We start from the raw sequence: 1,545 nt of genomic DNA on the forward strand, positions 1-1,545 counted from the left end.
GACCTGACCATATGAGGGCCGGGCCCCCTTCCCTGCTCAGCCGGGCGATGTCTATCGTCCGGGTATGTACACGGGCTCGGGAAGGAGGCCCTCAATGTCTGTCTACGTCGGTATCGACGTGCACCGCAAGAGGTCCCAGATCGCCGTGATTGACGAGAACGGAGCGGTGCGGGCCAACCGCAACGTCCCCAACGGCGTCGAGACGGTACTCGGGGTGATCGGAGATCTGCCGATCGGCACCCCGGTCGCCTTCGAAGCCGCCTATGGCTGGGGATGGCTGGTCGAACTCCTGGAGGACTACGGCTACGAGTCCCACCTGGTCCACCCGCTGCGGTGCAAGGCGATCGCCTCGGCCCGGCTGAAGAACGACAAGGTCGACGCCGCGATCCTGGGCCAGCTGCTGCGAGCCGATCTCCTCCCGGAGGCGTGGATCGCCCCGCTGGAGGTGCGCCAGCAGCGGGCCCTGCTCCGCCACCGTTTCCAGTTGGTGCGGTTGCGCACACTCCTGCGCAACCGGGTCCACGCGGTCCTGGCCGACCTTGGCCAGGACCGGCCCGGCGGCTGTTTCACCGGTCCCGGCCGGGACTGGCTCGCATCATTGGAGCTCCCGGACGCCTCCCGCCGCGTGGTGAACGACCTGTTGCAGGTCATGGACGCCCTGCAGGTCCCGATCGACGCCCTGGACAAGCAGCTCGCCGCGCATGCCCGGGGGGATCCGCGCGTGAAGGCCCTCATGGAGCTGCCCGGTGTCGGTACCCTCACCGCGCTCGTGATCCTCGCCGAGGTCGGAGATGTCACCCGGTTCCCCTCCGCGCGCAAGCTCGCCGCCTGGGCCGGCCTCACCCCCACGGTCCGGGCCTCGGACCTCACCGTCCACCAGGGACACATCTCCAAGCAAGGCTCCGCCTGGCTGCGCTGGATCCTCTGCGAGGCTGCCCAGACCGCGAAACGCAGCCCCGCTTTCGCGGACACCTACCAGGCCATCGCCGCCCGACGCGGCAAGAAGATCGCAACCACCGCCGTCGCCCGCAAACTCCTCACCCGCGCCTACCACCTTCTGCGCGCCGGCCAGGACCAGTCCGAACGGCCGACCCGATGAAACCGCCGTCGCGCGGATCGCCCGCAGACCCCGGGTGCGCTCGCAACGTTGCATGAGACGGCTTCGCCGCGCTCGATGACCTGACTGAGCAGCCCGGCCCCCGGACCACGGTCATGGCGCCGACCACACCGGTCAGACGCCGGATGGGTGCATGTGACACCACACGCGGACCACTTGCCGGGGATGCCAACGATCCAGAGACCAAAACATCTTCACGCTTTCTCAGTTGCCCATCGTCCGCCCCCGCGCATCGGTGTCCAGCTCGTTCGTCCTCGCCCACTCGTCCCTCGTCGGGCTCCGGGCGCTCCAACTGGACCCCTCCCACACAGCGGCGGAAGCAGCGACTACGAGGAAGCCATGCAGACCACCCCGCCCCGGAAGCAACAAGACAAAACCCCGAGGCCAGACAGCCACACGCGCTTGACAGGCCCGGCCCCCATGGGTGC

General features: G+C 68.8%; 1 protein-coding gene. It reads left to right on the forward strand.

The annotated features are described in order from the left end of the window. Positions 1 to 94: 94 nt before the first annotated feature. Positions 95 to 1,099 carry an IS110 family transposase gene (locus ACGF0D_RS44235; RefSeq protein WP_392926251.1) on the forward strand — a complete coding sequence of 335 codons (1,005 nt, stop codon included), beginning with the start codon at positions 95 to 97 and terminating at the stop codon, positions 1,097 to 1,099. Positions 1,100 to 1,545 lie beyond the last annotated feature (446 nt).

This window comes from Kitasatospora sp. NPDC048298 (assembly GCF_043201465.1).
Lineage (GTDB): Bacteria > Actinomycetota > Actinomycetes > Streptomycetales > Streptomycetaceae > Kitasatospora.